The 25,003-nt window shown below is 61.8% G+C and carries 29 protein-coding genes; 13 read left to right on the top strand and 16 right to left on the bottom strand.

Annotated features, from left to right (window positions below; genetic code table 11):
* Positions 1 to 41 precede the first annotated feature (41 nt).
* The 4 genes from ACWGTO_RS12080 (at position 42) to ACWGTO_RS12065 (ending at position 2,781) form a co-directional block, all read left to right on the top strand.
* Positions 42 to 911: an NAD(P)-dependent oxidoreductase gene (locus ACWGTO_RS12080; protein WP_454575081.1), complete on the top strand. Its 870-nt coding sequence runs from the start codon at positions 42 to 44 to the stop codon at positions 909 to 911.
* Positions 912 to 917: 6 nt separating this feature from the next.
* Positions 918 to 1,622, top strand: coding sequence for a DNA alkylation repair protein (locus ACWGTO_RS12075; RefSeq protein ID WP_454575080.1), 705 nt, complete (start codon positions 918 to 920; stop codon positions 1,620 to 1,622).
* 96 nt (positions 1,623 to 1,718) lie between these two features.
* The gene (locus tag ACWGTO_RS12070; RefSeq protein WP_454575079.1) at positions 1,719 to 2,165 is read left to right on the top strand and encodes a GNAT family N-acetyltransferase; all 447 of its coding nucleotides are present in this window, start codon (positions 1,719 to 1,721) and stop codon (positions 2,163 to 2,165) included.
* 46 nt (positions 2,166 to 2,211) lie between these two features.
* A complete protein-coding gene (locus ACWGTO_RS12065; RefSeq protein ID WP_454575078.1) occupies positions 2,212 to 2,781 on the top strand; it encodes a DUF3299 domain-containing protein in 570 nt (189 codons plus the stop codon).
* A gap of 11 nt (positions 2,782 to 2,792) precedes the next feature.
* Here ACWGTO_RS12065 and ACWGTO_RS12060 read toward each other — a convergent pair whose 3' ends face one another.
* From ACWGTO_RS12060 to ACWGTO_RS12045, 4 genes are all read right to left on the bottom strand, one after another.
* Positions 2,793 to 3,284 carry an Lrp/AsnC family transcriptional regulator gene (locus ACWGTO_RS12060; protein ID WP_006333679.1) on the bottom strand — a complete coding sequence of 164 codons (492 nt, stop codon included), beginning with the start codon at positions 3,282 to 3,284 and terminating at the stop codon, positions 2,793 to 2,795.
* 144 nt (positions 3,285 to 3,428) lie between these two features.
* Positions 3,429 to 4,046, bottom strand: a complete 618-nt coding sequence (locus ACWGTO_RS12055) for a uracil-DNA glycosylase family protein (RefSeq protein WP_454575077.1) — start codon at positions 4,044 to 4,046, stop codon at positions 3,429 to 3,431.
* A 1-nt stretch (position 4,047) separates the two neighbouring features.
* Positions 4,048 to 4,659: a glutathione S-transferase gene (locus ACWGTO_RS12050; RefSeq protein WP_454575076.1), complete on the bottom strand. Its 612-nt coding sequence runs from the start codon at positions 4,657 to 4,659 to the stop codon at positions 4,048 to 4,050.
* A 48-nt stretch (positions 4,660 to 4,707) separates the two neighbouring features.
* Positions 4,708 to 5,331: a thermonuclease family protein gene (locus tag ACWGTO_RS12045; protein ID WP_454575075.1), complete on the bottom strand. Its 624-nt coding sequence runs from the start codon at positions 5,329 to 5,331 to the stop codon at positions 4,708 to 4,710.
* 75 nt (positions 5,332 to 5,406) lie between these two features.
* Between ACWGTO_RS12045 and ACWGTO_RS12040 the strand changes: the two genes are divergently transcribed.
* Positions 5,407 to 6,933, top strand: coding sequence for a sensor histidine kinase (locus ACWGTO_RS12040; protein ID WP_454575074.1), 1,527 nt, complete (start codon positions 5,407 to 5,409; stop codon positions 6,931 to 6,933).
* A gap of 13 nt (positions 6,934 to 6,946) precedes the next feature.
* Here the strand turns inward: ACWGTO_RS12040 and ACWGTO_RS12035 are convergent, their stop codons facing one another.
* A complete protein-coding gene (locus ACWGTO_RS12035; RefSeq protein WP_454575073.1) occupies positions 6,947 to 7,945 on the bottom strand; it encodes a nicotinate-nucleotide--dimethylbenzimidazole phosphoribosyltransferase in 999 nt (332 codons plus the stop codon).
* Between the two features lie 200 nt (positions 7,946 to 8,145).
* Here ACWGTO_RS12035 and ACWGTO_RS12030 point away from each other — a divergent pair, with 200 nt between their 5' ends.
* Entirely contained in the window at positions 8,146 to 8,379 is a 234-nt protein-coding gene (locus ACWGTO_RS12030) for a DUF1289 domain-containing protein (RefSeq protein WP_454575072.1), read from the top strand.
* A gap of 13 nt (positions 8,380 to 8,392) precedes the next feature.
* A complete protein-coding gene (locus ACWGTO_RS12025) occupies positions 8,393 to 9,097 on the top strand; it encodes a TIGR02281 family clan AA aspartic protease (protein WP_454575071.1) in 705 nt (234 codons plus the stop codon).
* A gap of 5 nt (positions 9,098 to 9,102) precedes the next feature.
* Here ACWGTO_RS12025 and dusA read toward each other — a convergent pair whose 3' ends face one another.
* The 3 genes from dusA to ACWGTO_RS12010 all read right to left on the bottom strand — a co-directional run bounded on the left by dusA (position 9,103) and on the right by ACWGTO_RS12010 (position 10,912).
* Positions 9,103 to 10,098 carry a tRNA dihydrouridine(20/20a) synthase DusA gene (dusA, locus tag ACWGTO_RS12020; protein WP_454575070.1) on the bottom strand — a complete coding sequence of 332 codons (996 nt, stop codon included), beginning with the start codon at positions 10,096 to 10,098 and terminating at the stop codon, positions 9,103 to 9,105.
* Between the two features lie 197 nt (positions 10,099 to 10,295).
* Positions 10,296 to 10,610, bottom strand: coding sequence for a hypothetical protein (locus ACWGTO_RS12015; protein ID WP_454575069.1), 315 nt, complete (start codon positions 10,608 to 10,610; stop codon positions 10,296 to 10,298).
* Positions 10,611 to 10,702: 92 nt separating this feature from the next.
* Entirely contained in the window at positions 10,703 to 10,912 is a 210-nt protein-coding gene (locus ACWGTO_RS12010) for a hypothetical protein (protein ID WP_454575068.1), read from the bottom strand.
* A 523-nt stretch (positions 10,913 to 11,435) separates the two neighbouring features.
* Between ACWGTO_RS12010 and ACWGTO_RS12005 the strand changes: the two genes are divergently transcribed.
* Entirely contained in the window at positions 11,436 to 12,341 is a 906-nt protein-coding gene (locus tag ACWGTO_RS12005) for a LysR family transcriptional regulator (RefSeq protein WP_454575067.1), read from the top strand.
* Here ACWGTO_RS12005 and ACWGTO_RS12000 read toward each other — a convergent pair.
* From ACWGTO_RS12000 to ACWGTO_RS11985, 4 genes are all read right to left on the bottom strand, one after another.
* Entirely contained in the window at positions 12,325 to 13,029 is a 705-nt protein-coding gene (locus ACWGTO_RS12000) for a peroxiredoxin-like family protein (RefSeq protein ID WP_454575066.1), read from the bottom strand. The two genes, ACWGTO_RS12005 and ACWGTO_RS12000, sit on opposite strands and share 17 nt — an antisense overlap.
* A 353-nt stretch (positions 13,030 to 13,382) precedes the next feature.
* Positions 13,383 to 14,777 carry an NAD(P)/FAD-dependent oxidoreductase gene (locus ACWGTO_RS11995; RefSeq protein WP_454575065.1) on the bottom strand — a complete coding sequence of 465 codons (1,395 nt, stop codon included), beginning with the start codon at positions 14,775 to 14,777 and terminating at the stop codon, positions 13,383 to 13,385.
* Positions 14,778 to 14,819: 42 nt separating this feature from the next.
* On the bottom strand, positions 14,820 to 15,977 hold the full coding sequence (locus tag ACWGTO_RS11990) for a patatin-like phospholipase family protein (RefSeq protein WP_454575064.1): 1,158 nt from the start codon (positions 15,975 to 15,977) through the stop codon (positions 14,820 to 14,822).
* A gap of 23 nt (positions 15,978 to 16,000) precedes the next feature.
* The gene (locus ACWGTO_RS11985; protein ID WP_454575063.1) at positions 16,001 to 16,783 is read right to left on the bottom strand and encodes a 3-hydroxybutyrate dehydrogenase; all 783 of its coding nucleotides are present in this window, start codon (positions 16,781 to 16,783) and stop codon (positions 16,001 to 16,003) included.
* Between the two features lie 278 nt (positions 16,784 to 17,061).
* On the opposite strand from ACWGTO_RS11985, the gene ACWGTO_RS11980 reads away from it, so the two are divergent.
* On the top strand, positions 17,062 to 17,973 hold the full coding sequence (locus ACWGTO_RS11980) for a LysR family transcriptional regulator (protein ID WP_454575062.1): 912 nt from the start codon (positions 17,062 to 17,064) through the stop codon (positions 17,971 to 17,973).
* Between the two features lie 61 nt (positions 17,974 to 18,034).
* Here the strand turns inward: ACWGTO_RS11980 and ACWGTO_RS11975 are convergent, their stop codons facing one another.
* From ACWGTO_RS11975 to ACWGTO_RS11960, 4 genes are all read right to left on the bottom strand, one after another.
* Positions 18,035 to 18,499, bottom strand: a complete 465-nt coding sequence (locus ACWGTO_RS11975) for a DUF302 domain-containing protein (RefSeq protein WP_454575061.1) — start codon at positions 18,497 to 18,499, stop codon at positions 18,035 to 18,037.
* A gap of 43 nt (positions 18,500 to 18,542) precedes the next feature.
* Positions 18,543 to 19,745 carry an MFS transporter gene (locus tag ACWGTO_RS11970; RefSeq protein ID WP_454575060.1) on the bottom strand — a complete coding sequence of 401 codons (1,203 nt, stop codon included), beginning with the start codon at positions 19,743 to 19,745 and terminating at the stop codon, positions 18,543 to 18,545.
* A 91-nt stretch (positions 19,746 to 19,836) separates the two neighbouring features.
* Positions 19,837 to 20,319, bottom strand: a complete 483-nt coding sequence (locus ACWGTO_RS11965) for a cupin domain-containing protein (protein ID WP_454575059.1) — start codon at positions 20,317 to 20,319, stop codon at positions 19,837 to 19,839.
* Positions 20,320 to 20,514: 195 nt separating this feature from the next.
* Complete coding sequence (locus ACWGTO_RS11960) at positions 20,515 to 21,429, bottom strand: LysR family transcriptional regulator (RefSeq protein ID WP_454575225.1); 915 nt, start codon at positions 21,427 to 21,429, stop codon at positions 20,515 to 20,517.
* Between the two features lie 376 nt (positions 21,430 to 21,805).
* On the opposite strand from ACWGTO_RS11960, the gene ACWGTO_RS11955 reads away from it, so the two are divergent.
* The 4 genes from ACWGTO_RS11955 to ACWGTO_RS11940 all read left to right on the top strand — a co-directional run bounded on the left by ACWGTO_RS11955 (position 21,806) and on the right by ACWGTO_RS11940 (position 24,997).
* The gene (locus ACWGTO_RS11955; RefSeq protein WP_454575058.1) at positions 21,806 to 22,654 is read left to right on the top strand and encodes a patatin-like phospholipase family protein; all 849 of its coding nucleotides are present in this window, start codon (positions 21,806 to 21,808) and stop codon (positions 22,652 to 22,654) included.
* Between the two features lie 230 nt (positions 22,655 to 22,884).
* Positions 22,885 to 23,154: a BufA1 family periplasmic bufferin-type metallophore gene (locus ACWGTO_RS11950; RefSeq protein WP_378916685.1), complete on the top strand. Its 270-nt coding sequence runs from the start codon at positions 22,885 to 22,887 to the stop codon at positions 23,152 to 23,154.
* Between the two features lie 42 nt (positions 23,155 to 23,196).
* On the top strand, positions 23,197 to 24,225 hold the full coding sequence (gene bufB, locus ACWGTO_RS11945) for an MNIO family bufferin maturase (RefSeq protein ID WP_454575057.1): 1,029 nt from the start codon (positions 23,197 to 23,199) through the stop codon (positions 24,223 to 24,225).
* Positions 24,212 to 24,997 (top strand): HvfC/BufC family peptide modification chaperone, encoded by a 786-nt coding sequence (locus ACWGTO_RS11940; protein ID WP_454575056.1) that lies wholly within the window; start codon positions 24,212 to 24,214, stop codon positions 24,995 to 24,997. The genes bufB and ACWGTO_RS11940 overlap by 14 nt, the downstream gene beginning before the upstream one ends.
* Positions 24,998 to 25,003: the final 6 nt, after the last annotated feature.

Below are 25,003 nucleotides of genomic sequence, written 5' to 3'. Positions count from 1 at the left end.
AGCTTTCGCAGCAAATTTCGTTCCATCTGAAGGGCAAACCTATGGCATCTGTGGCATTTCTTGGTCTGGGCGTGATGGGCTATCCCATGGCCGGGCACCTCAGGAACAAAGGCGGCCACGAGGTCACCGTCTACAACCGCACGGCCGTGAAAGCCGAGCAATGGGTGGCCCAGCATGGCGGCAAGCTTGCTTTGACGCCGGCCGAGGCGGCAGAGGGCCAGGATTTCGTCTTCTCGTGTGTCGGCAATGACGACGACCTGCGCTCGGTAACGACCGGGGCCAAGGGCGCGTTCGCCGCTATGAAGAAAGGCTCCGTTTTCATCGACAACACCACAGCCTCGGCCGAGGTGGCGCGCGAACTGGCCGAAGCCGCTGAAAAGGCCGGCTTTTCCTTCCTCGACGCGCCGGTCTCCGGCGGCCAGGCGGGCGCCGAAAACGGCGTGCTGACGGTGATGGTCGGCGGCGAGCAGAGCGCCTTCGACAAGGCCAAACCGGTCATCGACGCCTTTGCCCGCATGGTCGGGCTGATGGGGGCGTCGGGCGCCGGCCAGCTCACCAAGATGATCAACCAGATCACCATTGCCGGGCTGGTGCAGGGGCTGGCCGAAGGCATCCATTTCGGCAAGAAGGCAGGGCTCGACATCGAGAAGGTGATCGAGGTGATCTCCAAGGGCGCGGCCGGTTCCTGGCAGATGGAGAACCGCCACAAGACGATGAATGCCGGCAAGTATGATTTCGGCTTTGCCGTCGACTGGATGCGCAAGGATCTCGGCATCTGCCTCGATGAAGCCGACCGCAATGGAGCGAAACTGCCGGTGACCGCCCTCGTCGACCAGTTCTACAAGGATGTGCAGGCGATGGGCGGCAAGCGCTGGGACACGTCGTCGTTGCTGGCGCGCCTGGAGAAATAAGCTGGGATGACCGAGCTTTCGCCCCAATCCAGCGCCGACGAGATTGTCGCGCATTTGCGGTCGATCGGCTCGGAAGAAAATCGCCGCGGCATGCTGCGCTATGGCATCAGGATCGAGCGGGCGCTCGGCATTTCGCATGGCATGCAGCGGCAGATCGCCAGGAAGATCAAACGCAACCACGAGCGAGCGTTCGAGCTTTGGCAGACCGGCATCATGGAGGCGCAGTTCATCGCATCCGTCACGGCCGACCCGAAGCGCTTTTCCGCAGCGGATGCAAGGCAATGGGCGGCGTCCTTCGATTCCTGGGATATCGTTGACGGCGTCTCCGATCTCTTCGTCGACACGGACGCCTGGAAGGAACTGGTCGAAGAGTTCGCGGCGGACGAACGGGAATTCGTTCGACGCACGGCCTTTGCCATGATGGCCTGGTCTGTCGTTCAGCGGAAGCAAGAGCCGGTAGCGACTTTCCTCGGCTTCCTGCCGATCATTGAAGCGCACGCCACCGATGGCCGCAATTTCGTGAAGAAGGCGGTAAACTGGGCGCTTCGTTCGATCGGCAAGCGCTCGATGGAGATGCACGGCGCTGCCCTTTCCGTCGCGCAGAAGCTCGCTATGTCACCGGACAAGACAGCGCGCTGGATCGGCAAGGACGCGGTGCGGGAACTGAGCAATGCCAAGACGCTCGAGCGGATCGCCGCCAGAAAAGCCTGACCTGGACAAAGTCCGGTTCAGCGCGGTGACGCGAATGACGCGAACCGATTTCGAGGGCCTCTTCGAAGCGCAGGCGGGCCGAAATATTGCTGGTGCATGGCCTGGCGGCCCCTGCCCGGTCGCCGCGAGCATGTCCGGCACGCTGAGCTGAAACAGGCCATGATGGCGCTCGTCGAGGCCGGCACGCCGGTCGGCATTCTCGCCGAGCTCGATGGCAAGACTGTCGGCTGGTGCTCGGTCGCGCCACGCCAGACCTACCGCAAGCTGTCGCCGCAACAGCACGATGGCGAGACGGGCATCTGGTCGATCGTCTGCTTCTATGTTCCAAGAGCGCTGCGCGGCGGCGGGCTGGCGGCAGCGCTGCTTGACGCCGCCATCGATCACGCCTTTGCCAAGGGCGCCAGCACGATCGAGGCCTACCCCGTCGACCCGGCATCGCCGAGCTACCGTTTCATGGGATTTCGCGACATGTTCGCCGCTCGCGGGTTTCATGAGATCGGCATGGCCGGTTCTCGCAGACATGTGATGCGGCTCGAACGTTGACGCGATCGGCCACGGCGTCTTTACTTCTGCCCAAAGGAAGCAACGGATGAGCAGTCCTCTCAAATCGACCCCGGCGCTTGCAGCCGCGTTGTTGGTGTTCATCGCAACCAACGCGTCGGGCCAAACCGCGCGCATCTTCTGGAAGGATCTGCGTCCGGCCACACAAGCGGTGGCCGAGGATGCCGGCCTGCCGATGATCGCGGCAAAACTGCCCGATCATGGCGAGACGCTGTCTACAAATCTGCAGGACAAGACGATACAATTAGCCGGCTATGCATTGCCGGTCGACCGCGACGGCGACCTCGTCTACCAATTCCTTCTGGTGCCGTGGACGGGCGCCTGCAGCCACATGCCGACGCCGCCGCCGAACCAGATCGTGCTGGTGACGCCGGCCCATCCCTACAAGATGTCGGAAGCCTATGAAGCAGTTGCCGTGACCGGCGCCTTGCAGCCCGGCATGGAGAAGAGCCAACTGTTCATTCTCGACGGCGTCAGCATCATCCAGTCCGGCTATACCGTGCACAAGGCCGAGGTGGCGGCTGTCGACACCGTGCCGGACACGATAACGCTGCCGGTCAACTCGCCTTGGACTTTTCTCAACAAAAAGAAGAACTAGCGGGTTGAGCCTCAAGCGGCGTTGGCGCCCGATTCCTTGTCCAGCACCATGTAGTCCAGCGGCATTTCGGTCGTGTATTTGATCTGCTCCATGGCGAAGGACGACGACACGTCGCGGATCTCGATCTTGGCGATCAGCCGCTTGTAGAAGGCGTCGTAGGCGGCGATGTCGGGCACAACCACGCGCAGGAGATAGTCGACGTCGCCGCTCATGCGGTAGAACTCGACCACTTCGGGAAATTCCTGGATGACTTCGGAGAAGCGGCGCAGCCATTCATGGCTGTGCGAATTGGTGCGGATCGACACGAAGACCGTGACGCGCACATTGACCTTCTCATGGTCGAGAATGGCGACGCGCCGCTTGATAACGCCCTCTTCCTCGAGCTTCTGAATGCGGCGCCAGCAGGGCGTCGTCGACAGGCCGACTTTCTTGGCGACATCGGCAACCGCGAGCGTCGCGTCCTCCTGCAGGAGGCGGAGAATTTTTCTGTCGAGGCGATCCATTGAGGTGCTCCCTGGTGCAGGCCGCGTTCCCTCGGGCGCGGCGCGCTTTGGGAATAGATTGGCTATACTCCCTCTTATTTAGGCCTTTCACAAGAAAGAAATTCTGCCGAATGGCACAAAAGCGAGTGATATCTTGCTTAAAGCTTAAGCAATGCGATAGCGGATTTCCGATCTCAGGAAGGGCAGCAAATCCATTTCAAACCATGGATTCTGCTTCAGCCAGCCGGTGTTGCGCCATGACGGATGCGGCAGCGGCAGTACCTTGGGGTTGGCCGGCGCATCCCAGATGGCGCGCCAGCCCATCACGGTTTCAGTCAAAGACGGCCTGCGCGCGGCGCCCATATGCCAGGATTGCGCATAAGAGCCGATCGTCAGCACGAGATCGATCTGCGGCATCAGCGCCATCAGCGGCGCGCGCCATGCCGGCGCGCATTCGCGGCGCGGCGGCAGGTCGCCGCCCTTGGCGTCCTGGCCCGGGAAACAAAAGCCCATCGGCACGATGGCGAATTTTTCGGTGTCGTAGAATTCGTCGGTGCTGACACCCAGCCAGCTGCGCAAACGGTCGCCTGACGCGTCGGTGAATGGCATGCCGGATAAATGCACCTTGGTGCCCGGCGCCTGGCTGGCAAGCAGAATGCGGGCGCTGGATGAGGGCAGCAGCACCGGACGCGGCTCGTGCGGCAGCGGCCGGCCGACCGGATTGTCGACGCAGATGCGGCAGGCGCGGATCTTTGCCGTCAGGCGTTCGAGGTTCGCCTCCATCTCAGGCAGAGGCGCTCGGCCGGCTGGAGACTGCCGCATACCAGCGCAGCACATTGGTGCACTCGTCCGGTACCTTGATGCGCGCCGGTTTCATGAAATCGATGGCGATCATCCCGGTGATGTCGGCAATCGAATAGCTATCGCCGGCGGCGAATTCCCGGTTTGCCAGTTCGGTGTCGAGCAGGTTCAGGAACTCGACCGCTTTCGTCTTGTTGGCTTCGCCCCACTCAGGAATTTGCGGAATTTCCCACTCCTTCATCGCCGGATGGATGTGGCGAAAGGCCTGAGCGACGCAACTGAGCAGATTGAACTCCATGCGCCTTTGCCACATCTCGACCTTTGCCTTGCCAAGCGCGCCTTGCCCGAACAGTGGCGGCTCTGGATGCAGTTCCTCGAAATAGCGGCAGATGGCGACGGATTCGGTGATGATGCTGCCGTCGTCGAGCTCGAGCACCGGCAGGCGTCGCAGCGGGTTGCGCGAACTGACCGGCTCTTGCTTGTGACCCATTGCGCCCATGTCTACCCGCACCAGCGGCACCTCGATGCCTTTCTCGGCTAGGAAGACCCGGACACGCCGCGGATTGGGGGCGCGGCCACCGTCGAACAGTTTCATCTCAATCCTCCCGATCTTGCGGACAGACTATAGGACACGGCGCGCTCCTCATCGGAAGCGAAAGATTTCGCGCAAGGCGTCGCCGATCGAAGCCAGCGTGCCGTGCCGTCTTTCGACCGGGCCTTCATGGTGGCTTTCGCGCCAGTCCTGCGGGGCATCAAAGGTGCCGGCCCAGATGCCGGCCTTGCCGGCGCGGGCAACGGCCTGCTCGGTTTCGTAGTCGCCATAGGCAATGGCCCAGCCAGCCTCGACCTGTGCCCGGTTGAGATCCTTGCCGCCCGCTTTGCACTCGCCGAGCAGGCGGCCGTAGCGGTCGCGCTGCCAGCCGCTGCAGGTCACCGGATTGCCGGATATCAGCCGCACCAGCGCCTGCCGCGCCAGCCTGCCGCAGGCATAGTCGGCGCCGTCCTTGCGGCATATCTGCTGGTATTCCGGGGCATCGATGCCGCGCATGCGGATGCGCTCGGTGCCAAGCGTGAGTGAATCGCCGTCATTGACGATCGCAGCGCCCTCCGCCTTGCGCGTCTCGAAGCGGTCGAGCCGCGCTGCGAGCAGGATCAGCAGGCCGAGCAGGATGATCGTCAGCCCGTAGTCCAGCAGCTTGCGCCACAGGCTTCGCGGCGGCGGCGGATAGTATCGCCGGCGCGGCCTTGGCGACCACGAACGGCTCATATGGCAAACAGTCTCTTAATCATTCGAACGTAGCTTAACGAATTGAGATCGCTGCGCGCATAAATTGAAGTTTCCATGCCTCTGCTACGCTCGAACACAGCGGATAAATTCATTGTGGACCGCAGGAAACCGCACCGCAACAGCGATGTGGCGCGCGCGGTGCGCAAGACGCGCGACCGTCTTTCGCAACAGGTCGGCAATCTCGACTTCGACCGCGAGCTCCTAAGGCTGCATGCGCGCGCCATGGTGGGACGTGCGACCGTCATTCCGCTTTTGGTGCTGGTGATCGCGGCGGCCGGGCTGCTGGCGGGCATGGACAAGCAGATCAGCATCTGGGCGCTGTTCACGCTGATCTGCTATTCGATCGTTGCCGTAATGGCGCGGCGCGTCGAACGCACCGAAGCGGCCGAACTCGATCCTTTGGTGACACGCCGGGATTTCCTGATCGGCCATTCGCTGTGCGGCCTCGGCTGGGCCTGGTTCGCCTGGCTCGGCTGCGCCGCTTGCCAGATCGATTATTTCCCGGTGATCAAGGCGATGGTGCTGCTGCTGGTGATGGCGGCGACCGCCATCACGGCGTCGTCCTTGCGCGGCTCGCTGCTCGCCACCTTCGTCATTCCGGTGGCGGTCTATGCCTATGCCGAATCAAAACTGTGGATGTCGGTCGAGACGATGATGGTCGCACTGCTGGTCGCGGCGCTGCCGTTCTTCGCCTACATCGCGCGCCATCTCAATCAATCGTCGCTGATGCTGTTGTCGTTCCGCTCCGAAAAGGACGCGCTGCTCGCCGAGGTGGAGACGGCAAAATCGATGTCGGACGAAGCCCGTCGGCGGGCCGAAGACGCCAATCTGGCGAAGTCGCGCTTTCTTGCCTCGATGAGCCATGAGCTGAGAACACCGCTCAACGCCATTCTCGGTTTTTCCGAGGTGATGGCCAATGAGGTGCTGGGGCCGATGAGCAACCCCACCTATCGCGACTACGCCCGCGACGTGCACGATTCCGGCCAGCATCTGCTCGACCTGATCAACGAAATCCTCGACCTGTCGCGCATCGAGGCCGGCCGCTACCAGCTCAACGAGGAGCCGGTGATGCTGCTCAACATCGCCGAAGATTGCTGCCACATGATGGAGCTCAAGGCGCGCAACAAGGACATCCGCATCGTCCAGGATTTTGAAATTGCCTTGCCGCGCCTGTTCGCCGACGAACGCGCGGTGCGGCAGATCATCCTCAACCTTCTGTCCAACGCCATCAAATTCACCGCCACCGGCGGCGAAGTTCGTGTGCGCGTCGGCTGGACGGCGGGCGGCGGCCAATACATTTCGGTCAAGGACAACGGGCCGGGCATTCCGGAAGACGAAATCCCGATCGTGCTGTCCGCCTTCGGCCAGGGCTCGATCGCCATCAAGAGCGCCGAACAGGGCACCGGGCTCGGGCTGCCGATTGTCCAGGGCCTGCTCGCCATGCATGGCGGTGAATTCGAACTTCAGTCCAAATTGCGTGAAGGCACAGAGGCGATCGCCATCTTCCCGCTCACCCGGGTGATGGAGGAATTGCCGGCCCTGCCGACCAAGACGGTGGCCGCGGCGGCGCGGCGGCGCTGATCGCCGGAGTCGCTTAGCCTTTGACCGCGGCGGCCATGCCCGAACTGGTAAGCGCGGCGGCCTTGACCAGGCCGGCGGCAAGGGCTGCCCCCACCCCCTCGCCGTGGCTGACGCCGAGATCGAACAGCGGATTGAGGCCGAGCCGCTCGACGGCGCGCCTTTGGCCGGGCTCCGGCGACAGGCTGGCCAGCAGACAATGGTCGAGTGCGGCGGGATTGGCGGCGTGCAGCACAGCGGCGGCGGCGGTCGCGGCAAAGCCGTCGAGCAGCACCGGGATCTTCTGCATCCGGGCAGCGATGATGGCCCCGGCGATGGCAGCGAACTCGCGGCCACCCACGCGTCGCAGTGCCTCCAGCGGGTCCTTGAGAGCAGCGCCGTGGAAGGCAACGGCTGCATCGACCACTCCCGCCTTGCGCGCCTGCATGACCGCGTCTGCACCCGATCCCGGACCGACCCAGTCGGCGCCGCTGCCGCCGAACAGGGCCGCGCACAAGGCTGCCGCGACGGTGGAGTTGCCGACGCCGAGATCGCCGAGGCAGATCAGATCGGCGCCGCCGGCGATGGCTTCCATGCCGAAGGCCATGGTGGCGGCGCAGCCGCGCTCGTCGAGGGCCGCGTCCTCAGTGATATCGGCAGTCGCAATGTGCAGCGCCAGGTCGAACACCTTGAGGCCGAGATCGTTGGCGATGCAGACCTGGTTGATCGCCGCACCACCGGCGGCGCAAAGCTCGACGGCATTGGCGGTCGCCGCGACAGCGCGCGGCGAAATGCCGTGACGGGTGACGCCATGGTTGCCGGCGAAGATCGCCACCAGGGGCCGGTTCACCGCCGGCGGCGCGCGCCCGCTCCAGGCGGCAAGCCATGCCGCGATGTCCTCGATGCGGCCTAGCGAGCCCGCTGGCTTGTCAGCCCTGGCAAACAGCGTGCGCACGCGCGCTTCGGCCGTCTCGTCAGCCGGCGGCAGGTTCGCCAGCAGATCGCGGAAATCGTCGAAAGGCAGTGCGCTGGTCATGGCGTCGGTGCTCGTCCTGGATGAATTGCCCAGCGGCATAGCCGCCTTGCCCGGGCGGCACAACCACCAAGCCGCAACACTGGGCCGTGCCGCAAAAGCGGCGGCCGGCGGCGAAATCCGGAGGGCTTGCATTGGCTTTGCCGTTGCACCATGTGGAAGCGAGGCAAGGGATTTCCAAAGAGAATCCCCAAGAGAACATCATGACGGCCATCGAATCTCCGTGCATCCTAGTCTGTTCGATCGACATGAAAACCGGCTTCTGCTTCGGTTGCGGCCGCACGCGCGATGAAATCGGCGCGTGGTTGGGAATGACGCCGGAAACCCGCCGCGACGTCATGGCGGAATTGCCGGCCCGGCTGGAAACGGTCGAGCGCCGGCCGCGCCGGGAAACACGCCGCACCCGCATGGCGCGCGAGCGCGACGTCCTCTCGTGAAACGGCAGACCCAATGAACCGACTGTTCTGGATCGTGATGGCGGCAGTCGGCATCGGGCTGGTGCTGCTGATGGTCAACAATGACGCCGGCAGCACGTTCGGCATCGAGAACTTCGATTTCAGCCGGCTGGTCTGGCTGGGGGCGATCGGCCTGCTGGTCAGCGCCGGCCTCATCCGATCCGGCAGGCCGCTCGGCGCCATGGCCCGCAATCTCGGCACCTGGGCCGTGATCGTGCTGGCGCTCGTCGCCGGCTACCAGTACCGCTACGAGTTGCAGGATTTCGCCAGCCGGGTGACCGCCGGCCTCGTTCCCGGCAGCCCGCTGGCGCTGGGCGTTGAGGACGGCCATGCGACCGTGACTCTGGACAAGGCCGACAGCGGCCATTTCGAAGCCCGCATCACCATCAACGGTGCGCCGATCCGCACCGTGGTCGACACCGGCGCGACCAGCACGGTGCTGACGGCCGAAGACGCGCAAGCCGCCGGCTTCAACCCGGCAGCATTGAGCTTCACCGTCCCGGTCTCGACCGCCAACGGCATGGCGCACGCGGCGTCGGTGCGCACCGACGAACTGGCGATCGGTGGCATCGTACGCAAGAACATGCAGGTCATGGTCGCAGCCCCTGGCACGCTCAGCCAGAGCCTGCTCGGCATGAATTTTATAGGCTCGCTGTCGGGTTTCGACGTGCGCGGCGACCGGATGATTTTACGCGACTGAACCGCTTAAGCGGCCTTTTCAACACGGTCGAAATCAACGGCAGCGAACGCTGCCTTCAGCACATTCGGTCCCGCACCGGGTTTCGTTGCGTCGGTGGACAGGATCTGCCGGAAGCGGCGCGCGCCAGGCAGACCGTGGAACAGCCCAACCATGTGGCGGGTGACGTGGCCGAGCCGGCCGCCATGCGCGATATGGCGCGCGGCGTACTCGGCCATCGTGTCGATCAGCGCGGCAAAATCGAATGCGCCGGGTTCAGCCCCATAAAACGCTGCATCGACGCCCCCCAGAATGCCCGGCGTGTGGTAGGCGGCGCGGCCAAGCATGGCGCCATCGACATGGTCGAGGTGACGGGCAGCCTCATCGAGCGATTGAATACCGCCATTGATTCCAATGAATTTATTCGGTTTTCCGGCTTTGAGACGATAGACCCTGTCATAGTCGAGCGGCGGGATATCGCGATTTTCCTTCGGGCTCAGCCCCTCCAGCCAGGCTTTGCGCGCGTGCACCCAGAGCGCGTCGGCGCCAGCCGCGAACACGCCGTCGGTCAGCGCGTTTAGCGCGGGCTCGGGATCCTGCTCGTCGACGCCGATGCGGCATTTTACGGTCACCGGGATCTTCACCGCGGCCTTCATCGCCGCAACACAGTCGGCGACGAGGTCAGGCACCTTCATCAGGCAGGCGCCGAACGTGCCCGACTGGACGCGGTCCGACGGGCAGCCGACATTGAGGTTGATCTCGTCATAACCGAACGCCTCGCCGATGCGCGCCGCCTCGGCCAGTTTCTGCGGATCGGAGCCGCCGAGCTGGAGCGCGACCGGATGTTCGGTCTCGTCAAAGCCAAGCAGCCGCTCACGCGCACCATGGATGACAGCATCCGCCACCACCATCTCGGTATAAAGCAGCGCGCGGCGCGTCAGCTGGCGATGGAAGAATCGGCAATGCCGGTCCGTCCAGTCCACCATCGGGGCTATGGCCACTCTATGATCTTGATTTTTCAGCATTTTTTCTTTAGTATCGAATCGTTATAACCTGCCGGGTGCACACGAATTTACGCCAGAATACGGCCCTTTTCGCCACGTTTCGATCTCTCAGTGCACACGGAGCGCACGCGAAAAATGGCCACCTATACAAAGCTCTCGTCCGGCTCCCGGCGTGTTCCAGTCCGTTGCAAAGGTCGCTACGTCAGCGAGACCTTCCTTCACCGAGACGACGCTGGGCAGCCGACACCGAGCGCCAGGTCGATCGTGGTGAGACGCCGACCAAGCCCCGTATGGCGCGCCTGAAAACGTTCGGCGAACTCATCGACCTTCATATCGACGACATGTGCGATGTAGGCAAGTCCCCTCGCCGGCCCAAGGCCGCAGCCCTCGATATGCTGCAGAGGCGTCTTGGGACGTGCAGCATCGCCGCCCTCGATCGCGAACGGCTCATTCGCTTTGGTCGTGATCGAGCCGCCCAAGGTGCCGGACCAATGACTCCCGATATCGACATCGGCTTTTAGGAACCGCTGCACGCGGCCAGTTCTCCTTCCAGCGAGGGTGCCGGAGGTGTTCGGTCAGAGAAACGAAGCCCGCGAACGGGCCCCGTCGCAGGCATAAGATATGCTTAGCCCTTCTTCATTGCTTTCATGGCCATATCCATGTGCATCATGCAATCGTCCGCCTTGTTAGCCTTCATAGCGTCCTTGGCCATTTCCATCTCTTTCATTGCCGCTTCCTTCTGCGGCTTCATTGCTTCGCCGGTCATCGCGTCCATGTCAGCCTGCATCTTCATCATCGACGCATCGTCGCATTTCATCATGGCATCGTCAGCCATCGCCGGCAGAGCACCGACAGCGGAAAGAACGATGGCTGCGCATAGCGATTTCAACATAGTGTTCTCCTACCTTTTTCGCGGGGAAGAATTTCCCCGTTATCAAGGTTCGGCGGAACGGAGGTGTCGTTACACGTCTTTAGTCAGATTTTTTTTGTTTTTGCCGGGAACTTTGCTGCTGCTGCGTTCATGGCCATCCGATTGTGCAGAAAGTTGACGCCGCCAGGGGACGCGCGGTTTGAACGTCGAGATTCAAACCGGTACAATATCGCCAGCAATGCTCGCTTGGTGTCGGCCCGTTGTGCCTGGGACGTGACGAACCGGATTTGCATGAGAACATCGGCGCAAATCATGGCGACGCACGTTCAAAATTGACTTGCGCCTCGGAACAATCCAGATTCCAGACAGGCCTCGACCCCAATAGTACACACTTGTTAAGCTTCCTTTGCCGGAAGCCTTCCATTGCATTAGTCTGCGAACATGTCGTAGTTCATGATTGATCGTTTCGCTGAGGGGGCGAAAATTCATGGAGATGCAGCAGGTCCGTTATTTTCTGGCCCTGTCCAACACGCTTAATTTCACCAGAGCAGCGGAAGAGTGCAATGTCACGCAGCCGGCCCTGACGCGTGCCATCAAGACCCTGGAAGACGAGTTGGGCGGGGAACTGCTTCGGCGCGAGCGCCAGCATTCCCATCTGACCGAGCTTGGCCGGCGCATGCTGCAACTGCTGCAACAATGTTACGATGCTGCCACCTCCGCAAAATCTCTTGCCAAGGCAGTGCAAAGCAGCGACGTCGCTCCACTCAATGTCACCATTTCCAACAGCATCAACATAGCGCTGCTGGTTTCACCCTTCACCGAGCTTTTCCGAGCTTACCCTGGAGTGCATCTCAAGATCAGTCGCGGGTCGCCGGCCGCTGTCATCGAAGCCCTCAAGAACGGCGAGGTCGAACTGGCGGTTGCCGGCCCGCTGGGACAGGCGTGGGATCGGCTCGACGCATGGCCGCTTTTCCAGGAAGGGATCGAACTCGTCGTGAACTCCGATCACCCTCTTGCCCGCCGAAACGAGGCGGACGTCGCGCTGAGCCAGTTGGCCGCAGAGCCTGTGCTCAGTCGGATCGACTGGGAAACGAGCGAAGATCTGTCGCGCGGTCTCTCGGCCAGAGGAATTTCGCCTCGCACCGCACATGAGGTTGAAACCGATCAGGACCTGTTGGCGCTGCTGGAAGCCAATGCGGGCGTTGGCTTTGTCTCCACGACTGCACCCCGCTCGCCCAACGTCCGCCGACTCAAGCTGCGTGATCTGGATGTTTCGCGGATCGTCGCCGTATATGCGGTCGCCGGCCGACATCGCTCACAGGTGGCCATGACGCTCCTCAACCTCCTGCGATCGACCGACTGGTCGACATTTGGCGTCAGCGAGCCCGCCTGAGTGCGGCGATCAAGTCGTCGATGTCCATTCGCCGACGGTAATCGGGATCGACGAACCGATCTGTGATGATGCCATCAGTTCCAACAACGAAGGTAGCCGGGATCGGCAGGAACCAGCTGTTGTTGCCCTGATAGTTCGGCAGATCGAGGCCAAGGCCCATCAGGCGCTCCATCTCGGCTCCAACCCAGATCGCGAGGTTGAGGGACAAAGCGTAGCCATTGTCCATATCGGTCAGGAAAGGAAATTGCGCACCAACCGATGCCTTCATCGCCTTCGCGAATTTGCGCCGCTCAGGCATGATCACCGCGACCTGGCCGCCCAGTGTCGCAATCTCCTGTTGGGCTTCGACGATGCCGATCGCATTCAGGCGGCAATAGGGACACCAATGTCCCCGCTGAAAGGTTATGACGGCCGGCCCGTGGGCAAGGATTTCAGACAGACTCACGAGCCTGCCCTCGTCGTCAGGCAGCAGGAATACTGGCATGACATCGCCGGGGGCGGGAGCACTTGCCCCGGCCCCCTGCTCCCGGAGGCGCGCTACCAGCCGGTCAACCGCGTCAGCGAAATCCGAATTCAGTCGGCGAACTGCACTCGCGATCACCGCCAGCCGCTCGTTGAGAGGCGCATCGAGTTCTATGGCAGCCTGAACGGACTGTTCGAATGTCATTGGCTGTTCGTCGGCGGCCATGTCTGGACTCTCGCAATTTGCATACAGCCTATCATTGAAGCCCCGTGAGCACGGCCATGCTTTTCCTGCATGGAGTCGATGCCTTGCGTGCATCGAAGCTGCGGAAGTTCATCTTCTGTTCGATATCTTGAGACGAATCGTTACAGCATATTCGTGATATCTGAAGCGAAGGTCGAAAAGCGCGCAGACCACTTGTCGACCCATTGTGCCTTTTGGCCGTTCGACCTCTTGAAACGTGAGCCGCCGCGACGAGGACTCTCTTCGGAAAGCATCCGCCATTCATCCCGCAAAGTTGCGCGTCTCTATCACCGCTATCGACAGCCCAGGAGTGCATATGCCCGGCCTTCCGCGACTCAATGCAGTTTGACTCGCGGCCTGGCGCGGCGTGACAGGAAGCCGACTGCCGTGTCCAGCACCGTCTTGAAGGTCCCGTGCACCGCCTTGAGATGCATCTTGTAGAGCGAGCGATACATCAGCCGGGCAAGCAGACCCTCGACCTTCAGTCCGCCGATCAGGCTGCCGAAAGAGCCGTAATCCGCCAGTGAAACGAGAGAACCGTAATCGCGGTAACGGAACGCCGGCGCCGCCTGCCCTTCGAGACGCGCCGCGATCACCTTGACCATATGATCGGCCTGCTGATGGGCCGTCTGAGCGCGCGGCGGCAAGGGGCCTTCGCCGCCGGGCAATACACAACTCGCGCAGTCGCCGATCGCAAACACATTTTCGTCTCCCTTCGCCCGCAGCGTCTCATCCACGACCAGGCGGTTGATGCGATCTGTATCGAGGCCATCGAGCCCTTTCAGAAAATCCGGCGCCTTGATCCCGGCGGACCACACGACGAGTTCGGCTGGAACGAACAGTTTCTCGCCAAGCTTGATACCGTCTTCTGTCACTTCGGTGACCCTGATGCCGCATCGGATCTGAACACCCAGATCTACAAGCCGGCGTGCAGAAGAGCGCGCAAGGTGTTCCGGCAAAGCCGGCAGGATGCGCGGTCCCGCCTCGACGATGGTGATGCGGATCAGCCTCTCGAAATCGATGTTGTCGAGATTGTGCGAGGCGATTTCCCGCATCGACTTGTGCAACTCGGCGGCCAGTTCAACGCCGGTGGCTCCGGCACCGACGATGACGCAGTGGAGCTGACCTGGCGACAGTTGCTCGTATTGCGCATTGGCACGCAGGCACGCGTCGATCATGCGCCTGTTGAAGCGGGCGGCCTGACCGGCGGTATCGAGCGCGATGGCATGACGCGCCGCCCCCGGCGTGCCGAAATCGTTGCTGACACTGCCCACGGCCAGCACCAGCGTGTCGTAGCCCAGCACGCGTGGCGGAATGATCTGTCTGCCATCGTCGTCGAAGCTCGGCGCCACAAAGACTTGGCGCTTGGCGCGGTCGATGCCGACGACTTCGCCGATCCGGTAGCGATAGTGGTGCGTGCTGGCATGTGCGATATATTCCACCGCATCGTTCGACGGGTGCAACGTGCCCGAGGCCACCTCGTGCAGAAGCGGCTTCCAGACATGTGTGCGGTTGCGATCGACAAGTGTTATGGAAAGCCGCCGCTTGCCGAATTTGCCGCCAAGCCGCGTTGCCAGCTCGAGTCCGCCAGCGCCGCCGCCGACGATGACCACGCGGTGCCGAGTGCTGTCCGCGTGCGATGGCGTCTCCGCTATCGTGCGGAAAAGCGCGGCATTGTTGGCAAGCACAGCTTCCGGAACCAGCCGCATCCCTGGAGTGATGACCTGCATCAATATTCTCCGTCTTTCTTCTCGGCGCCGCGATCGAACCGATCACTCTTGCGATTCGTGGATGACGATGCCCTGCAGCATGTCGACGTCGCATTCCCACGGCTTCTCCGAGAGGACGCGCTGGCCGTGCTCGTAACCGGCCTGCCAGCGCGTGCGGATGCCGACGCGGGTGAAGTCGATGTCCTTTGTGTGGTCCTCGCCGTCCAGGCGTGGCGAAAGCAGCCGCACAAGGTGCATGACCGACGGGCAGCCGTAGGAAGCAAGCTCCTTGAACATCGGATCCTCACGCCGCTCCTCGGGAACCAGCTTTCCCATCTCACGCACGACATGCCGCAGGCGATGCAGTTGCTCTTGTCTCGCAACATGGCTCCGGCCCCGGCTGGCGTATTGAAGGTCTTTCTGCCGGCCCATGACCTGCCAGATCGATTTGGGCTCGGTGGCGCGAGGCTGCCACATGTTGACGGCAAAGATCAGCGAGTCGCGCCGCGGACGTGCGTCGAGCACGACCTCGATGGGCGTGTTCGAATAGATGCCGCCGTCCCAGTAAGGCTCGCCGTCGATACAGATCGCCGGAAACGCCGGCGGCAAGGCGCCCGACGCCATGATGTGCGCCGCCGACAAGGTCATCTCTCGGGTGTCGAAGTATTTGAGTTCACTGGTGTTGACGTTGACTGCGCCGACCGTCAGGCGGGTATGGCGCCGGTTGAGATAGTCGAAGTCGATCAGGTCATTCAGCGTCCTCTTGAGCGGATCGGTCGTGTAGTAGGAGGCGTTCTCGACGCCCACTTCGCGGTTCACTCCAAACATGGCGCCTGGATTCGGTTCGAAGAATCCCGGTATGCCCCGCATCACGGTGCCCATATTGGCGAAGACATTGCTTGGCACCATCATTCGGAAAAACTCATCGAGAGGGCTGATACGGCTGACGCCTTCCCAGAATTCCTGAAGCCTCGCCAGCCGAACCGTTGGATCGTTCCCGGCAATCAACGCCGCGTTAATGGCGCCGATCGAGGTGCCGATGACCCATTCCGGCTCTATCCCGCCTTCGACGAGCGCCTGGTAGACACCGGCCTGGTAGGCACCCAGAGCGCCGCCGCCTTGCAGCACCAACACCGTTTGCCGCTTAACGGCAGCATCGGCCGGATGGGCGACCTCCGGCAAAGGTTCGGCGATCGGAGGATTTCGGGTGATCTTGTTCATGGTCTTTTCTCCTCGTTGCCGGTTCAATGAGCGGTCCAGCCGCCTTCGATCGGGATAATGGCGCCGGTGATCGAGGCCGCATCGGTCGAGGCCAGGAACAGGCAGAGGGCCGCGACCTCGGCCACGGTCACGAACTGCTTGGTCGGCTGCGCCGCCAGGAGCACATCCTTGATCACTTGTTCTTCTGTGATCCCCCGGGCCTTGGCCGTATCCGGTATCTGCTTTTCGACCAGCGGGGTGAGCACGTATCCCGGGCAAACCGCATTGACGGTGATGCCCTGTTCGGCGACCTCCAGCGCAACCGTCTTGGTCAGACCGGCAACGCCGTGCTTGGCAGCGACATAGGCGGATTTATACGGCGAGGCGACAAGGGCGTGGGCCGACGCAACATTGATGATGCGGCCCCATTTGCGTTCTTTCATGGCCTGCAGCGCGCGCCGGATCGTGTAGAAGGACGACATCAGATCGATCGCCACGACTGCTTCGAATTTCTCGATCGGAAAGTCATCGATCGGCGCGACATGCTGGATGCCGGCATTGTTGACGAGGATGTCGACCGCGCCGAACTCGGCGATTGCCTTGTCCATCATCGCGGTGATCGCGCTGCCCTTGCTCATATCCGCACCGTCGTAGCGAACAGTCACCCCATGGTCCGCGGCAAGCTTTGCCCGCAGCAACTCAATCTCGCCGGGATCGCCGAACCCGTTCAGAACGATGTTGCATCCCTTCGCGGCGAAGGCTTCGGCAATGCCTTGGCCGATGCCGCTGGTCGAGCCTGTAATCAGTGCCGTCTTTCCTCTGAGCATCGTTGTTTCCTTCGGTTGAAGCCGCGGCCGAAATGGCCTGCAAACGGCTGCGAGCACGGGCCTTGACGCCCGGGTCTCGATTTCTAGGCCGAGTATGGCGGGCGGCTGGAGACAGCGGAAATGCCGTTGAGACATGGATTCGATAGCCGCCGGTCGGATCGTCAACTGTCGCCTTGGACATCAATCACCAGATCGGGTTGTTTGACGTTGGGGCAACTAGTAAGATCATGCGGCAAAGCGGGTCGTGCCGCATGCCAGCCGCTGGGGGAGAGCGCGCAGTGGAGATCAGCCAGGTCAGGTATTTCTTGGCCGTCGCCAAGGAACTGAATTTCACCAGGGCGGCCGAGCTGTGCAACGTTACGCAGCCGGCACTGTCACGCGCGATCAAACTGCTCGAAGACGAGTTCGGCGGCGCTCTATTTCACCGCGAGCGACGCTTTACACATCTGACGGAACTCGGTCGCATGGTCGAGACCTATCTCGAAGGCGTTTTCGAGAACTCCCGGCAGGCAAAAGAGATCGCCGAGCAATATGTGCACCTCAAGAAAACGCCTCTCCGGGTCGGCATCATGAGCACGATAGCTCCGGATGAAATCATCGAACTCATCTCGTCCGTGCGCACGCACCATCCCGGCGTTGAGCTTCATCTATGCGATGCAGATGCACCGAGCTTGCGACGGCGGCTGCTCGGAGGCGACCTTGAGGCAGCTATTTACGCGCTGCCGTCAAAAGTGCCCGATGAGGAAGTTCACTCCCTCCCGTTGTTTCAGGAACAGATGGTGATGGCTGTTCATCTCAACCATCGCCTGGCCAACCAGCGCAGCGTGCGGGTGACGGATATGAGCAATGAGACCTACATCCACCGCAACAATTGTGAATTTGCCGGTTATGCTGATGCTATTCTGGCCGACCAGGGTGTCACGGTCAGTCCCGTTTACTGGAGCGATCGTGACGATTGGACACTCGCGATGATCGCCGCCGGGCTCGGTTTCGGGTTCATGCCTGAGCATACCGCCAAGCACCCCGGAGTGGTGCCGTTGCCGATCACCGATCCGGAATTCTGGCGCGAGGTCAATCTCGTCACGGTGCGCGGCCGCAGGCATTCGCCGGCGGTTGGCGCACTTGTGCGCGAGGCCACGCAGAAGAAGTGGTTCGGCGAGCGTGCAAAGGCGTTATCCGCCGCTGAATAGCCTCTGGGCGAAGACAGCCTTTCCCAGGCCAGAGCGACGGATCTCCGGCACCTGCCCAGGCTCAGTTCTTCCTGATCGTCGAGGTCACGGACTGGATGACCTCGGTCGCCATCTTGAACTGCGGGGCGCGATCGGTGATGCCATGGCGCTTGGCGATCCAGTCGAAATCGCTATAGGCGGCGTAAACCGCGCCATCCGCAGTCTGGTAGACCAGCACGCGCACCGGCCAGTCGAGACCGGCTTCGGGATTGGATGTGATGAAGGTCGTGCCGAGCGCCGGATTGCCGAACATCACCAGCCGCGACGGCCTGACATCGTTGCCGGCATTGTTGCCAAGCTTTGCCTGGTCGATGACGCCGAAGAACTTGATGCCCTTCTTGAGGACATCCTTCTTGATGCGGGCGACGGTTTCAGTGACGGAATAGTCGCTCTTCACCGTGACAACGCCATCAGAAGCGGCGGCCGGGATGACGGCAGCTATCAGTATGGCGGCTCCGGCAATCATGGTCTTCAGGTAGTTGGTCATGTCAGTCTCCTTTGTTGAATAGCCATTTTTTCGGTCTTGGGTGTCACGACTTTGGCGGTTGAAGCGCGCGAGCCACTGCGATCGCGCCGGCAAGGAAAGCAGCGAGCACGGCCACGCATACGGTCCACCCGATCCGGTCGTAAATCTGTCCGATGACGAAGCTGCCAGCGAGCCCACCCGCATAGTAGGAGGCCAGGTAGATGCCGCTCGCGGCGGTGCGATCGCGCGAGGCGGTGCGGCTGACGTGCCCCGTGGCTATCGCTTGCGCCAGGAAGGTTCCCATGGCGACCAGCGCCATCCCTGCAAGGACGATCGGCAGGCTGGCCGTGAGCAACAGCAGCAGCCCGACGATCGCCATCGCAAGCGTTGCACCGATGCCGATCCTCGGGCCGAGACCGGCCGTGACACGCCCGGCGAGTGGCGTGGTCAACATCGATGGCAGGAAGACGAAATAGATCAGTCCCAATGCCATCGGCGACAGCGACAGCGGCGGGGCGACAAGTTGGAAATTCACATAAGTGAAGGTTCCAATGAAGACGAAGAGGATCAGGAAGCCGATCGCGAAACAAGCGCGCAGTTCGGCATTTTCCAGCGGGCCCTTCCAGGACGCACGAACAGATTGACCGATCGTATCGGCGCGCATCGTTGCGGAGGTCTTTTGCAGCGTGAACCAGACGAGCGCCGCGCCAAATAGATTGAGGGCGGCGAAGGTCAGGAAGTTGGTGGAGATGCCGAACGTGTCGGCGACGGCGGCAGACATCAGCCGTCCGAAGAAATTGCTGGCGACATTGCCCGTTACATAGGCAGCGAGCGCACTGGTCGTCTGCCGTGCGGAGAAATGTTCTGCCAGGTAGGCCATCGTCAGAGTGAACGCGGTCGACATGCACAGGCCTTGCGCCACGCGCAAAAGGGCGAAGACGACGATGCTGTCTGTTTGCGAAAGCAGCGTCGTTGGGATGGCGAGGATGGCGAGGCTGATCCAGATGCCATTGCGGCGATCTATGCCGCGCCCGAAGAGGGCAACGGCGACACCTGCCACCGCCATGCCAAATGTGCTGGCGTTGACGGCGAAGCCCATGGTTGCACGGCTGACGCCGAATTTTATCACCAGTGAGGGCAGTATTGCTTGGGTGGCGAACAGATCGACAAGCGTAAGAAATGCGATCAACGCAACAAGGCCAAAGCGCCAACTGTCGGCGACCACCGTATGCAGCCGTGCCGTCTCTGTCTGTTCACTGGTTGTCATGACGAGGCTCCGTGGCCGGACGTCCCCAGGTAATCACCTGAGGACGCGCTTTCGGTTGCTGAGGGTGGGACTGTTCGCCGAAATGTCCGGATCACATCATGTGGTCGTCGGGCATCGCGGGCGGCAAGACGTCGGCGGAATAGAGCACGGCGGGAACCTTGCCGTTGTTCTTCCACCAATGGGCGAGCTGGCCGAACTCGGCGGTCACATCGCCAGCCGGGTGCTCGATGCCCACCTTGCAGGTGCTGCGGTATTCGGTGATCGAGCCTTCGATGACGAGGATGTTGGCCGGGCGCAGATTGTGCTCATGCCACGGCACGACGCCGCCTGGCTGAACGACGAGCTTGCGAAGACGCAGCATATTGCCTTTCCAGGCCTCGCCCTTGCTGCTCAGATCGATGGCCGAGAGAACCGTGTCGACAACGCCAACCGGTTTGCTGGGATGTTCCTGAATATCGGTCGTTGCGGCCTGGCCGGCAGGGCAGTCGCCGGCGAAGGCCGGAGCAGAGGAAAATGCAGCGGTTGCCGAAAGCAGACCTGCCGCAAATGCAAGGGTGAGTTTCTTGATAGCCATCTTGTATTTCTCCTTTGTCGGTGCCCAAACGCGGGAGGCGGGGCATGACGGGGAGAGTGACCGGAGCGATCCGAAAAGAGAAATGCTGACTGGCTCTGAAATCGATACCTGAAAACTATGGTAGACCACGGCAACTGCATCAGGACCACACGCGGCAACCGCCCCCGTGTGATCCCCTAATTCTTCGATTTTGCTTCAGGCAGCGGTCTTTTGGATCGCCTGGACGATTGCGCTCTCAGGCCAGCCATGCGCCTTGACGCTGTTTACGAAAGCCGACGCCGCAGGCGAGAACCTGCGTCCCGCAACGACGACCAGGGATACTTCCCGCCAGACCTCAGGATCAATGACGGGACGGATCTGCAACCCTGGAATCACCGCACTGAATTCGGGGATGAAGCAGATGCCCAGTCCTCCGGACACCATATTCTGGATCCAGTCCTCGCGCTCACTGGCGTAGGAGATCCTGAGCTTCACGCCCCGATCCGTGCACAGGCCGGCAAGGTGATCGCGATACTCGCAATTGAGACGTCTGAGATAATTTTCGCCATCGAGTTCGGAGATGGCCACGTTGTCATTGCGGGCCAGCCGGTGGCCGTTTGGAAAGGCGAGGACAAAGCGCTCGCGATAAAGCGGCGTGACGTCGAAGCGGTCCGGGAAGCTGTCGCTTGACGCCATGATGGCGACGTCGATCTCGCCGGACTCCAGAAGTTGGGAGAGCGATGCCGGCACGCCCTCAACCAGTTGCAGCTGGATGCCCTGCTGCCGCCGATTGAAGTCGGTCAGCAGGCCGGTGAAGCGACGGGGGCCGATCGTGCACATGACGCCGACCTTCAGGTTGGCGTTTTCCAGGCACAGGAACCTCGATGCCTCCTGGCGCACTCCAGTCAGTTCGTCGAGGATCTGCTGAAAACGGGGGCGAAGCAGCACACCCAGGTCAGTCAGGTGGGTCAAGCTTCGTTCGCGGCGAAACAGCAGCCCTCCGACCTCTTCCTCGAGTTGCTGGATGGCGCGGGACAGAGCCGGCTGAGTGACGTTGCACTTTTCGCCTGCCCGCGTGAAGTTTCGTGTCTCGCACACGGCCAGGAAGTAGCGGATGTGGTGAATGTCCATGCCGATTTGTCCCGAGTTGCAGACGAGGCTGTTCGTGCTTCGGAGACTGCCGCAACGCTCGCATTGGCGCCAATGCACTGCGGCTATAAAGTCGATAGCGGTCCGTCATGGCGCCCGTGACGGCCGCTGCGGACAGCTTGTGTTGCTGACACGCTCCCCTTTGTGCTGAAGGCCTGCCGGCGACCGTCTTGGCCTCCGTTCCAATTCGAGATCGCGGGATTCTCGCCAGCCTCGCAAAATCTTGCGGTGCGCAAGGGATTGCAGCCAATGCAATCTCCCTATCGAGTTCATGCCACCTTGGCATTTCGCTAATGGAGGATCATGCGGCAGTGTCTCCATCAAACGCCCTGCCTGGCGTTTCGGGAGGAGACCCAAGATGCAAATCCAGGCCGCAACCGACGAAGCCTTCATTGCTGGCGCAAGACCTGCGATGGAAGACCGCCAGCTGATCGACATTACCCTGGCAAACGACGCGCACGGCGCATTTGCCTGGGGCGTGCTCGATCGCTTGCTGGATGAACCTCGCCTTTCCTTCCGCAGCATCACCGCATCCGGTTTCGGAGGCATGGAAGCAGCGGTTCTTGCCTACGGACTGGCTTTGGGCGGCAGGCGTGGGGCAAAGACGGCGCTTACCAATTTCTGGCGGCGCGTCAGCCACGCATCGATGTCTGTGGCCGCGATAGCCAATCCATTGAAATCAATCCTGGAACAGTCGATCGACATTGCCGAGTTGCACAAAAATAGCTGCCAGTTGAAGCTCAACATCCTGGCTTCAAATGCCCGCACCGACACCGTGACGATTTTCTCCGGCGACCAATTGTCGATCGAGGCCATCCTGGCGGGAGCGACGGTCCCATTCCTCTTCCCGGCCGTGGAAATCAACGGCGATACATATTGGGGCGAAGGCGACTTTTCGGCATTGCCGCCGGTGCAGCCGATCGAGGCTGGGCATCGGCTCATCGTCAGCGGCAAACCCTCCGGCTGCATGACGCCTTGTGCGGATTACCGCCTCGCTGCAAATGCCGTGAACTCTGCATCTGTCCACATCATCTTCGACAGTCATCACAGAACAAGCGCTGCACTGTTTACCAGGCCCTGGACCGACTGGGGCGAATTGACCGAGTTGCGTGACCGCGGACGGCAGCGAGCCGAGGACTGGCTTCTCGCCGACCATCCGATCTTGAGCGGAAGCTCAGTCGTCGACAGCAAAAATCGATACGTCTAGGCGCCTCCCTCCGCCTAGCCACGCCTGCTTCGCTCCGCTCACGAAGTGCAGGCGCCAAAGCCCTCCGGTTCCCCGCCGGAGGGCTTTTTGCTCGTTATCCCTCAACATAGTGACCGCGTATCAAATCCATGCCGAGACAGCATTTCAGCTTTATCGCGCGTTGGACGACACTGCTTGCAGACAGGCCGCCAGGTCAGTCTTTCCTCGAAACGCAACCAGGAGAAATGACCGTGATCAACACCAAGACCCTAATCGGATCGGCCCTCGCTGCCGCCACCTCGCTTGCTGCAACTGCAGCTTATAGCGGCCCGGCCGCTCAGCCCAACTTCTCGTTCGAGAAGTGCTATGGCGTCGTCAAGGCCGGCCAGAACGACTGCCAGACCGCGACGCATTCATGCGCGGGCACCTCGACCGCCGACAACCAGCCGGACTCCTGGCTCTACGTGCCAGCCGGCAGCTGCGCCAAGATCACCGGCGGCAGCGACAAGCCGAAAGCCTGAACAGCCAGACTTCGAGCCAACCCCTAGGAATGGAGCAGACCGATGTCCCGTGCGTTTCAAGATATCGCCGTCCCCGCAACCGCGGGCATCGGTCTTCGCTCTCCTCACATCAGCGAAATGCTGAGCCGCAGGCCTTCCGCCGGCTGGCTCGAGGTGCATGCCGAGAATTATATGGGCGACGGCACCGCCGTCGAGGCGCTTGAGCGGCTGCGCCAGATATATCCGCTGTCAGTTCACGGTGTTGGCCTGTCTCTGGGCAGCGCACAAGGGGTGGACCGCGACCATCTGGAAAGACTGCGCAAGGTCTGCGAGCGGTTCCAGCCTGATCTCGTTTCGGAGCATCTTGCCTGGAGCGTTGCCGACGGAGCCTATCTCAACGACCTGCTGCCGCTTCGCTACGACGAAGAGGCGCTGGCGATCGTGGCGCGCAACGTGGCGACCGTCCAGGATACGTTGAAGCGACGTGTGCTGATCGAGAATTTGTCCGCCTATGTCGCGTTTGCGGACTCGTCGATGAATGAAGCTGAATTTCTGGCTGAGCTGGTGGCGCAAACTGGCTGCGGCCTGCTTCTGGATGTCAACAATGTCCAGGTTTCGGCGCATAATCTCCAGTACGACGCAAAGACCTTCATCGACGCTTTGCCCGCCGATGCCATCGGGGAGATCCACCTTGCCGGTCACGCGACCAATGAGGTCGGCGGCGACACCGTGCTGATCGACGATCACGGCTCCCGTGTGCCGCCAGTTGTGTGGGGGCTCTATCACCATGCCATCAGCCATCTCGGGCCGCGCCCGACGCTGATCGAATGGGATACCGATGTTCCGGTTCTCGACGTGCTGCTCGGCGAGGCTATGTGGGCCGACATGCTTTCCGCTTCGATCATGTTCAGCCGCAAGCAGGCCGCAAGGCAGACCGCCCCCACCATGGTCCTGCCGGTGTCCAGCCTGCCAACTTTCGAAAGCACGCGAACCAGCATGCCTGTGCTTGCGGCATTTGCCGCCGCCAAGACGAGACCGGCCATGCCCGTCGCCCTGCCGACAATCGAAGGAGGATATCATGCTGCCGCTTGAACATCTGCAGACCATCGTGGCGCGCTCGGTGCTGGCCATGGAGCCTCTGATCGACGCGAGAATGCTAACCGCTGGCAAGGCCGACCCAATGGCTCGCCTGCGCATCTACCAGAACAACACACGCAGTTCGTTGACTGCCGTGCTGATGGCGGTGTTTCCCGTTACGGCCCGCCTCGTCGACGAACGTTTCTTCCGCTTTATGGCGAGCGAGTTCATTCGACGGCATCCGCCGGCGGAGTCACGCCTGGTGCGATATGGTGCGGGCTTCCCTCGCTTCCTGAAGACCATCGACACCCTGTCCAACATGCCGATCGTCGCCGAGACGGCGCGGCTCGAATGGGCCATTGCCGAAGCGCTCGATACAGCTTCGCTGACGGCCCGCAGCCTCGCAGAATACGACAGCAACGACCTTGGGCTGTCGCCGGATATCCTGCTCCAGCCCTCACTGCGATTGATCGTCTCGCACTGGTCGATCCTATCGGTATGGATGGAGCATCAAAAGGAGACGGCGGCCGATGAAAAAATCACCTGGACAAGGCGCCCCGAACGCGTGGCGCTGTGGCGATCGGGGAACTATGTGCGGCTTTTTCTGCTCGACCGCGCGAGCTTCGCGTTCTGGCATTCGCTGAAGCACGGCTTCGGCCTTGAGCATGCCGCTGGCCGCGCCTTGGCGCTCGACCCGGCCTTCGACCTGGTTTCAGCGCTTGTGCGCCTGTTCCGCGACAGGCTCGTCACGGACGTGCGCGTTCCGGTGCACCCCCTCTCAAACTGAAGGAGA

The organism is Mesorhizobium sp. PL10 (assembly GCF_053714315.1).
This window is presented reverse-complemented; position numbering and strand designations above follow the sequence as displayed.

What these genes read in the sequence shown, in the direction of transcription:
- ACWGTO_RS12080 (WP_454575081.1), top strand. Translation starts at nt 42, where the DNA reads ATGGCATCTGTGGCATTTCTTGGTCTGGGCGTGATGGGCTATCCCATG.
- ACWGTO_RS12075 (WP_454575080.1), top strand. Translation starts at nt 918, where the DNA reads ATGACCGAGCTTTCGCCCCAATCCAGCGCCGACGAGATTGTCGCGCAT.
- ACWGTO_RS12070 (WP_454575079.1), top strand. Translation starts at nt 1,719, where the DNA reads ATGGCCTGGCGGCCCCTGCCCGGTCGCCGCGAGCATGTCCGGCACGCT.
- ACWGTO_RS12065 (WP_454575078.1), top strand. Translation starts at nt 2,212, where the DNA reads ATGAGCAGTCCTCTCAAATCGACCCCGGCGCTTGCAGCCGCGTTGTTG.
- ACWGTO_RS12060 (WP_006333679.1), bottom strand. Translation starts at nt 3,284, where the DNA reads ATGGATCGCCTCGACAGAAAAATTCTCCGCCTCCTGCAGGAGGACGCG.
- ACWGTO_RS12055 (WP_454575077.1), bottom strand. Translation starts at nt 4,046, where the DNA reads ATGGAGGCGAACCTCGAACGCCTGACGGCAAAGATCCGCGCCTGCCGC.
- ACWGTO_RS12050 (WP_454575076.1), bottom strand. Translation starts at nt 4,659, where the DNA reads ATGAAACTGTTCGACGGTGGCCGCGCCCCCAATCCGCGGCGTGTCCGG.
- ACWGTO_RS12045 (WP_454575075.1), bottom strand. Translation starts at nt 5,331, where the DNA reads ATGAGCCGTTCGTGGTCGCCAAGGCCGCGCCGGCGATACTATCCGCCG.
- ACWGTO_RS12040 (WP_454575074.1), top strand. Translation starts at nt 5,407, where the DNA reads ATGCCTCTGCTACGCTCGAACACAGCGGATAAATTCATTGTGGACCGC.
- ACWGTO_RS12035 (WP_454575073.1), bottom strand. Translation starts at nt 7,945, where the DNA reads ATGACCAGCGCACTGCCTTTCGACGATTTCCGCGATCTGCTGGCGAAC.
- ACWGTO_RS12030 (WP_454575072.1), top strand. Translation starts at nt 8,146, where the DNA reads ATGACGGCCATCGAATCTCCGTGCATCCTAGTCTGTTCGATCGACATG.
- ACWGTO_RS12025 (WP_454575071.1), top strand. Translation starts at nt 8,393, where the DNA reads ATGAACCGACTGTTCTGGATCGTGATGGCGGCAGTCGGCATCGGGCTG.
- dusA (WP_454575070.1), bottom strand. Translation starts at nt 10,098, where the DNA reads ATGCTGAAAAATCAAGATCATAGAGTGGCCATAGCCCCGATGGTGGAC.
- ACWGTO_RS12010 (WP_454575068.1), bottom strand. Translation starts at nt 10,912, where the DNA reads ATGGCTGACGATGCCATGATGAAATGCGACGATGCGTCGATGATGAAG.
- ACWGTO_RS12005 (WP_454575067.1), top strand. Translation starts at nt 11,436, where the DNA reads ATGGAGATGCAGCAGGTCCGTTATTTTCTGGCCCTGTCCAACACGCTT.
- ACWGTO_RS12000 (WP_454575066.1), bottom strand. Translation starts at nt 13,029, where the DNA reads ATGGCCGCCGACGAACAGCCAATGACATTCGAACAGTCCGTTCAGGCT.
- ACWGTO_RS11995 (WP_454575065.1), bottom strand. Translation starts at nt 14,777, where the DNA reads ATGCAGGTCATCACTCCAGGGATGCGGCTGGTTCCGGAAGCTGTGCTT.
- ACWGTO_RS11990 (WP_454575064.1), bottom strand. Translation starts at nt 15,977, where the DNA reads ATGAACAAGATCACCCGAAATCCTCCGATCGCCGAACCTTTGCCGGAG.
- ACWGTO_RS11985 (WP_454575063.1), bottom strand. Translation starts at nt 16,783, where the DNA reads ATGCTCAGAGGAAAGACGGCACTGATTACAGGCTCGACCAGCGGCATC.
- ACWGTO_RS11975 (WP_454575061.1), bottom strand. Translation starts at nt 18,499, where the DNA reads ATGACCAACTACCTGAAGACCATGATTGCCGGAGCCGCCATACTGATA.
- ACWGTO_RS11970 (WP_454575060.1), bottom strand. Translation starts at nt 19,745, where the DNA reads ATGACAACCAGTGAACAGACAGAGACGGCACGGCTGCATACGGTGGTC.
- ACWGTO_RS11965 (WP_454575059.1), bottom strand. Translation starts at nt 20,319, where the DNA reads ATGGCTATCAAGAAACTCACCCTTGCATTTGCGGCAGGTCTGCTTTCG.
- ACWGTO_RS11960 (WP_454575225.1), bottom strand. Translation starts at nt 21,429, where the DNA reads ATGGACATTCACCACATCCGCTACTTCCTGGCCGTGTGCGAGACACGA.
- ACWGTO_RS11955 (WP_454575058.1), top strand. Translation starts at nt 21,806, where the DNA reads ATGCAAATCCAGGCCGCAACCGACGAAGCCTTCATTGCTGGCGCAAGA.
- bufB (WP_454575057.1), top strand. Translation starts at nt 23,197, where the DNA reads ATGTCCCGTGCGTTTCAAGATATCGCCGTCCCCGCAACCGCGGGCATC.
- ACWGTO_RS11940 (WP_454575056.1), top strand. Translation starts at nt 24,212, where the DNA reads ATGCTGCCGCTTGAACATCTGCAGACCATCGTGGCGCGCTCGGTGCTG.